The following is an 8212-nucleotide window of genomic DNA, read 5'->3' as shown; positions in this document are numbered from 1 at the left end:
GAGGAAAGGTTCATCTCCATGAACGAACTGACCAATTTCGCGAACCCGGTCGTCAAGGCCGAGACCTTCGACCAGATCCAGATCGGCATCGCCAGCCCGGACAAGATCCGCAGCTGGTCGTTCGGTGAGATCAAGAAGCCCGAGACCATCAACTATCGCACGTTCAAGCCCGAACGTGACGGCCTGTTTTGTGCGCGCATCTTCGGTCCGATCAAGGATTACGAGTGCCTGTGCGGCAAGTACAAGCGCATGAAGTACAAGGGCATCGTCTGCGAGAAGTGCGGCGTTGAAGTCACCGTCTCGAAGGTCCGGCGTGAGCGCATGGGCCACATCGAGCTGGCCGCCCCGGTCGCGCACATCTGGTTCCTCAAGTCGCTGCCGTCGCGCATCGGCCTGCTGCTCGACATGCAGCTGAAGCAGCTCGAGCGCGTGCTGTACTTCGAGGCGTATATCGTGATCGAGCCGGGCCTGACCCCGCTCGAGAAGTACCAGCTGATGACCGAGGACGAGCTCCTCGACGCGCAGGACGAGTATGGCGAAGACGCCTTCTCGGCCGGCATCGGCGCGGAAGCCGTCCGCATCATGCTACAGGACCTCGATCTCGAAGGCGAGCGCAAGGAGCTGCTCGAAGAGCTCGCTGTCACCAAGTCCGAGCTGAAGCCCAAGAAGATCATCAAGCGGCTCAAGGTCGTCGAGAGCTTCATCGATTCAGGCAACCGCCCGGAGTGGATGATTCTCGAGGTCGTTCCGGTCATTCCGCCCGAGCTGCGCCCGCTGGTGCCGCTGGACGGTGGTCGTTTCGCGACGTCGGATCTGAATGATCTGTATCGCCGCGTGATCAACCGCAACAACCGCCTGAAGCGCCTGATGGAGCTCCGCGCGCCGGACATCATCGTCCGCAACGAGAAGCGCATGCTGCAGGAGGCCGTCGACGCATTGTTCGATAACGGTCGCCGCGGTCGCACGATCACGGGCGCCAACAAGCGTCCGCTCAAGTCGCTGTCCGACATGCTCAAGGGCAAGCAGGGCCGCTTCCGCCAGAACCTTCTCGGCAAGCGCGTCGACTATTCGGGTCGTTCGGTCATCGTGACCGGGCCGGAACTCAAGCTGCACCAGTGCGGCCTGCCGAAGAAGATGGCGCTCGAGCTGTTCAAGCCGTTCATCTACGCCCGTCTCGATGCCAAGGGTCTGTCGATGACCCTGAAGCAGGCGAAGAAGTGGGTCGAGAAGGAGCGCAAGGAAGTCTGGGACATCCTCGACGAGGTGATCCGCGAGCATCCCGTGATGCTCAACCGCGCGCCGACGCTTCACCGTCTGGGAATCCAGGCGTTCGAGCCCGTGCTGATCGAGGGCAAGGCGATCCAGCTGCACCCGCTGGTCTGCTCGGCCTTCAACGCCGATTTCGACGGCGATCAGATGGCGGTCCACGTGCCGCTGTCGCTCGAGGCGCAGCTCGAAGCGCGCGTCCTGATGATGTCGACCAACAACATCCTGTCGCCGGCGAACGGCAAGCCGATCATCGTGCCGTCGCAGGACATGGTGCTGGGTCTCTATTATCTGTCGATGCTCAAGGAAGGCGAGCCCGGCGAGGGCATGATGATCTCCGACATGCAGGAGGTTCATCACGCGATCGAGGCTGGCGCGGTCACGCTCCACACCAAGATCATCAGCCGCGTCCCGCAGACCGACGAGAAGGGCAACCAGTACCTCAAGCGCTATGAGACCACCCCCGGTCGCATGCTGCTCGGCGAGTGCCTGCCGCAGAACCACAAGGTGCCGTTCGACATCGTCAACCGCCTTCTGACCAAGAAAGATGTCGGCGACGTGATCGACGAGGTCTATCGCCACGCCGGCCAGAAGGACACGGTGCTGTTCGCCGACGCGATCATGTCGCTGGGCTTCAAGCATGCGTTCAAGGCGGGCATTTCGTTCGGCAAGGATGACATGATCATCGCGCCGGACAAGGAAAAGCTGGTCGACGAAACGCGCGATCAAGTGAAGGACTTCGAGCAGCAGTATCAGGACGGCCTAATCACGCAGCAAGAGAAGTACAACAAGGTGATCGACGCCTGGAGCCGTTGCGGCGACCTGGTGGCGAACTCGATGATGAACGAGATCAAGGCGGTCCGGCATTATGACGACGGCCCGATGAAGGGCCGCGAGAAGGACATCAACTCGATCTACATGATGGCCCACTCGGGTGCGCGTGGTTCGCAGGCGCAGATCAAGCAGTTGGCCGGCATGCGCGGCCTGATGGCCAAGCCGTCGGGCGAGATCATCGAAACGCCGATCATCTCGAACTTTAAGGAAGGCCTGACCGTCCTTGAGTACTTCAACTCCACCCACGGTGCCCGTAAGGGTCTCGCGGATACGGCGCTGAAGACCGCGAATTCGGGCTATTTGACGCGCCGTCTCGTCGATGTGTCGCAGGATTGCGTCATTATCGAGGAGGATTGCGGCACAACGCGCGCACTTGAGATGCGTGCGATCGTCCAGGGCGGTTCGACCATTGCATCGCTCGGTGAGCGCATCCTTGGCCGCACCACGGCCGAGGACATCGTGGACAGCAAGACCGGCGAGATCGTGATCCCGTCGGGCACGCTGCTCGACGAGCCGATGGTCGCGAAGATCGAGGCGATCGGGACGCAGTCGTGCAAGATCCGCTCGCCGCTGGTCTGCGAGACCAAGATCGGTGTCTGCGGCAAGTGCTACGGGCGCGATCTCGCCCGCGGTACGCCGGTGAACATCGGTGAAGCGGTCGGCGTCATCGCGGCGCAGTCGATCGGTGAGCCGGGTACGCAGCTGACCATGCGTACCTTCCACATCGGTGGTGCGGCACAGCTCAACGAGCAGTCCAACCTGGAGGCAGTGGCCGACGGCACGATGGAATATCGTGATCTTCGCACGATCACCGACCAACGTGGCCGTCGCGTCGTGCTCAGCCGTTCGGGCGAAATCGCGATCGTCGACATGGACGGCCGCGAGCGGGCGGTGCACCGCATTCCGTACGGGGCGTACGTGCTGTTCGACGATGGCCACATCGTCGAAAAGGGCGATCGTCTGGCGGAGTGGGATCCGTTCACCATGCCGGTGATCACCGAGAACCCCGGCGTCGTGAAGTATGTCGATCTGATCGAGGGCAAGACGCTCGTCGAGCAGGCCGATGAAGCGACGGGTATCTCGCAGCGGGTCGTGATCGAATATCGCGCGACCACCAAGGCCAAGGAGGATCTCCGTCCGCGCCTCACCCTGACGGGTGAAAGCGCCGAGGAAGCTGGTCGGTACATGCTCGTCGCGGGCGCTACGCTCTCGGTCGAGGATGGGGCGACGGTTTCGGGCGGTGACGTTCTGGCCCGTGTCAGCCGCGAAAGCGCCAAGACGCGCGACATCACCGGCGGTCTGCCGCGTGTTGCCGAGCTGTTCGAGGCGCGCAAGCCGAAGGAGAATGCGATCATCGCTAAAGTCTCCGGTCGTGTGGTGTTCGGCAAGGATTACAAGGCGAAGCGCAAGATCGGTATCCAGCCCGAGGACGGCGGTGATGTCGTGGAGTATCTGGTGCCGAAGTCGAAGGTCATCGACGTGCAGGAAGGCGATTACGTCAAGCGCGGCGACAACCTGATCGGCGGCTCGCCTGATCCGCATGACATTCTCGAAGTGCTCGGCATCGAGCCCTTGGCCGAATATCTCGTGTCGGAAATCCAGGAGGTCTATCGTCTCCAGGGCGTGAAGATCAACGACAAGCACATCGAGACGATCGTTCGTCAGATGCTGCAGAAGGTCGAGATCACCGACGGCGGCGACACCACGCTTCTGGCGGGCGAACAGGTCGATCGCGACGAGATGGACGACATCAACTCGAAGATCGACAAAAAGGAGCGTCCTGCTCAGGGCAAGCCTGTACTGCTCGGCATCACCAAGGCGTCGCTGCAGACCCGCAGCTTCATCTCGGCGGCGTCGTTCCAGGAGACCACCCGAGTCCTCACCGAAGCATCGGTGCAGGGCAAGAAGGACACGCTGACCGGTCTCAAGGAGAACGTCATCGTGGGTCGCCTGATCCCGGCGGGTACAGGTGCGGGGCTCAACCGCCTGCGCGTCACCGCTTCGTCGCGCGATGCGGCGCTGCGGGTCCAGCAGCGGCGTCTCGCCGAGGTTGCGATCGTCGCGCCGAACTCGGCGAAGGAAGAGCATGAGGCAGAGCTCGCGCGGTCCGCGCGCGACTCAGGGGGTGCCGGGAGCGATCCGCTCGCAGCCGTCACCACCAGCGGTCATGGTAGCGACGCCGATGCGGGTGAGTATCTGAACAAGGAGTAATCTCCGCGTTTGGGCACACCGCCTGACATGACAAAAAGCCGTCGACCCGTTCGGGTCGGCGGCTTTTTTTGTACGTCATTGAGATGTCTACGGTTTGGCGGTGCGCAACCTGATATCGCCGCCCCCAGGCCCGCCACAGATACCGCGCACCATACCGCTGCCCGGGACTGCAAAACCATTTCAGAAATTCGGTATTGTTCATACTTTGGGAGGAGCTGTGACCGCGCGGCATCGTCTTCTGACTCCCGACGCCTTTCTAAGTTGTTGTTTAGACGATATTATTTACGGGATGGTCCGATCCAACGTCGCTATGTCACCGAAATTGGGAATAGATTTATTATTTCTTCTTTGTTACTAAATCGGGGCAAAACAAGGTCACCAGAGCACACCAATGCCGGACCTTTCGTTGGAATGTTGGTTGCCCGGCAACAGCGGGGCGTTTGGCGCTGAGCAGTCTACTGCTGCCGGGCCAGTCTAAGGGGTGGATTTCATGAAGTTTTATACCGGATTGCTAAGCTCGACCATTCTCGCGGGGCTTACCGTCCTGCCCGCAGCGGCGCAGACCGCGCCGGCCGAAGCGCCAGCAGCGACCGCCCAGGCAACAGCACCCGCAGACTCCTCTGACGGCGACATCGTCGTTACCGGACTGCGGGAAAGCCTCCGCAGCGCCATTTCCGTAAAGCGCAAGGCGAACGCCGTCGTCGACGTCATCACGTCAGAGGCAATCGGCAAGTTCCCGGACCGCAACGTCGCAGAATCGCTGTCGCACATCCCGGGCGTCAGCATCGATCGTCGCTTCGGCGAGGGCGAGAAGGTCGCGATCCTCGGTACCGATCCCGCGCTCAACCGCATGCTGCTCGACGGCCACGCGCTCGCCTCGGCCGACTGGGGTGGCAACGACAACGATCCGTCGAGCCGTACCTTCAACTATTCGCTGCTTGCGCCCGAACTGGTCGAGCGGCTCGAAGTCTACAAGTCGCCGGAACCGCGGGTCGAGGAAGGCAGCCTCGGCGGCACCGTTATCGTCCGCACGCGGCGTCCGCTCGACACCCCCGCCAATTCGATCTTCGCGTCGGGCGGCTACACGTACAACGATCGTTCGGACAAGGGGAACATCCGGGGGTCCGGCCTCTACAGCTGGAAGAACAAGTCCGACACCTTCGGCTTCCTGGTCGCCGCAACGTATGACAAGCAGAGCCTGACCCGCGCAGGCGTCGAGTTCTTCGGATACGACAACGTCGCCCCCAACGCCAATGGCACCTACAGCAGCCCGTTCGTCAACCGCGCCGCCGACGGTACGCTGAGCCTCAAGAGCCCCGGCGCGACGATCAACGGCGGGACGATCTCGGACCTGTACAAGGCCGCATCGCCGTTCGGCATCAACTATGCCTATTTTCAGCAAACCCGCGAGCGCAAGAGCGTGTCCGGCACGGTCCAGTATCGTCCGGTGCAGAACCTGACGCTGACGCTCAACGGCTTGCACATCGACGGCAATTACAACAACTACAGCCAGTCGATGTACACCATCCCAGGCGCGTGGACGGGTGACGTGCTGACCTCGGCGACGATCGCCAACGGCACCGTCACCGGCGCCTCGTTCGCAGGCGCGAAGAACCAGAGCGCGCAGCTCGATACGCTCGTCCGCAAGACCAAGCTCAAGACCGACAACATCAACCTGTTTGCGGACTGGGAAGGCTCGGGCGGCGCGAAGGTCGCGTTCGCGGGCGGCTGGAGCAAGGCGACCGGCGGGCGCAACCCGGAATATCTGTTCAACGTCCAGACCAAGCTGCCCTACAGCTATGCCTTCACGCCGAACTCGGCGACCGTGAACTTCGTCGGCGATCCGACCAACGCTGCGAACTATTTCACCAACCCCAACAACAACCCCGCGCAGATCGAAGGCCGTCCGGTCATCGTCAACGGCACGCAGCTCAACGGCGCGCAGATCGGCGGACAGGACTTCAGCGTAACCACCGACCGGGACATCTTCGGCGGCTATGACGCGACCATCCCGGTCTCGTTCGGGCCGTTCACCGAAGTGCTGCTTGGGTCGCGCGTCACCGATCACCTCAACCGGATCGATGGCCGCGGCATCAACACCTACCTGACGGCGTCGAAACTCGGATCGCAGCTTGGGGTCACCACGCTCGCGACGCCGGACGGGACGTTCAGCGGTAGCGGCGGCAACGGCAACGCCACGCAATATCTCAACCTGCCGGAACAGTCGGTGATCGACATCCTGGCGAATTCGATCAACACGCCGCTGATCACCAAGGTGGGCGCGACGACGAGCGTCAAGGAAACCGTCGCGGCATCGTACCTGCAGGCGAACTTCAACCAAGGCGGGTTCCGCGGCAACATTGGTGGTCGCCTTGTCTATACGCGCGACGTTTCCAACTATGCGCTGACGCTGCCGACGGTTGCGAACCCGACGCCTGCCCCGGTGCCGACGACCTCGACGACCGATTATCTGAAATTCCTCCCAAGCCTCAACATCGCCTATGAGGCGAGCCAGCAGATCATCTTCCGCGGTGCGGTGGCAAAGGTCATCTCGCGTCCGCGCTACCAGGATCTGGCAGCATCCATCACGCAGAACGACACGACCTTCGACGCTGGCGGCGGCAACCCCGATCTCAAGCCGTACGAATCGGTAAACTACGAACTGACCGCGGAATATTATCCGCGCGCCGGTACGCTGCTGGCGGTCGAGCTGTTCCGCCGAGAGATCTCGAACTATATCATCAACATCCGTCAGCAGAACGTCACGCTGTTCAACTCGCTGACCGGGCAGCTCGACAACCGTTACAACGTCTCGCGGCCGATCAACGGCGGCAAGGCGACGGTCAACGGCGCGCTCGTGTCGGGTCAGGCGGAAATCTGGGGTGGGTTCGGGCTTCAGGCGAACTATTCGTATCAGGATAGCAAGACGTCCTCGGTCGATGTGACGGGCGCGGCGCTCAACCTGCCGTATCTGTCCAAGCACACCGTCAACGTGATCCCTTATTTCGAGAAGGGTCCGTTCCAGGCGCGGCTGAGCTACAGCTACCGGTCGTCCTACTTCCGCACGATCGGTCGCCTTGGGTCGCGCGAGATGGTCGCGCCGTACAATCAGGTCGACCTTTCGGCGAGCTTCAAGCTCAACGATTCGATCACGTTCACGGCCAACGCGCAGAACCTTCTCGACGAGACGTACCTGCAGTATAACGGCACGCCGGATCGCCCGACCGCCTTCTACAAGAACGGCCGGACCTTCGTCGGATCGGTTTCGTTCCGCATGTAAGCCTAACCCTGCCCGTCAGACCGAAACGCCGCCCGGAGACTCTCCGGGCGGCGTTTTTGTGTTGGAGGGGCTTTGCGCGTAGGGAGCGGCGATGGCGCGCCTGATCCTGCTCAACAAACCCTATGACGTCCTGTCGCAATTCACCGATGCCAAATCCCCCAGTCCCAGGCCGACGCTGTCCGCCTATGTCACGGTGCCGGGAGTCTATCCCGCGGGGCGGCTCGACCGCGACAGCGAGGGATTGATGCTGCTGACCGACGACGGCCGTCTGCAGGCGCGGATCGCGGACCCCAGTTTCAAGCTGCCCAAGACCTATCTGATCCAGGTCGAGGGCGACCCGGATGACGCCGCGCTTGCGCCGCTTCGGAAGGGCGTGCTGCTCAACGACGGAATGACGCTGCCGGCCGAGGTCGAGCGGATCGCCGAGCCCGCGTTATGGCCGCGCGATCCGCCGGTACGGTTTCGCAAGAGCGTGCCCGATGGGTGGATCTCGCTGACGATCCGCGAGGGACGCAACCGGCAGGTACGGCGCATGACCGCTGCGGTGGGGTTTCCGACATTGCGGCTGGTGCGCTGGCGGATCGGGGAATGGACGATCGAGGGGCTGGCGCCGGGGGAGAT

General features: G+C 62.3%; 3 protein-coding genes. All 3 read left to right on the top strand.

Translation table 11 applies throughout. The features are described from left to right. The first annotated feature begins 18 nt into the window (after positions 1 to 18). The gene (gene rpoC, locus QBJ92_RS20160; RefSeq protein ID WP_277971475.1) at positions 19 to 4311 is read left to right on the top strand and encodes a DNA-directed RNA polymerase subunit beta'; all 4293 of its coding nucleotides are present in this window, start codon (positions 19 to 21) and stop codon (positions 4309 to 4311) included. A gap of 490 nt (positions 4312 to 4801) precedes the next feature. Further along, positions 4802 to 7591 carry a TonB-dependent receptor gene (locus QBJ92_RS20155; protein WP_277971474.1) on the top strand — a complete coding sequence of 930 codons (2790 nt, stop codon included), beginning with the start codon at positions 4802 to 4804 and terminating at the stop codon, positions 7589 to 7591. A 91-nt stretch (positions 7592 to 7682) separates the two neighbouring features. Further along, positions 7683 to 8212: pseudouridine synthase (locus QBJ92_RS20150; protein ID WP_277971473.1), on the top strand; the 530-nt coding region annotated here is incomplete at its 3' end.

This window comes from Sphingomonas echinoides, from assembly GCF_029623395.1.
Classification (GTDB): domain Bacteria; phylum Pseudomonadota; class Alphaproteobacteria; order Sphingomonadales; family Sphingomonadaceae; genus Sphingomonas; species Sphingomonas echinoides_A.
Note: the sequence above shows the minus strand (reverse complement) of the source record. Positions and strands in the feature narration are given on the sequence as shown.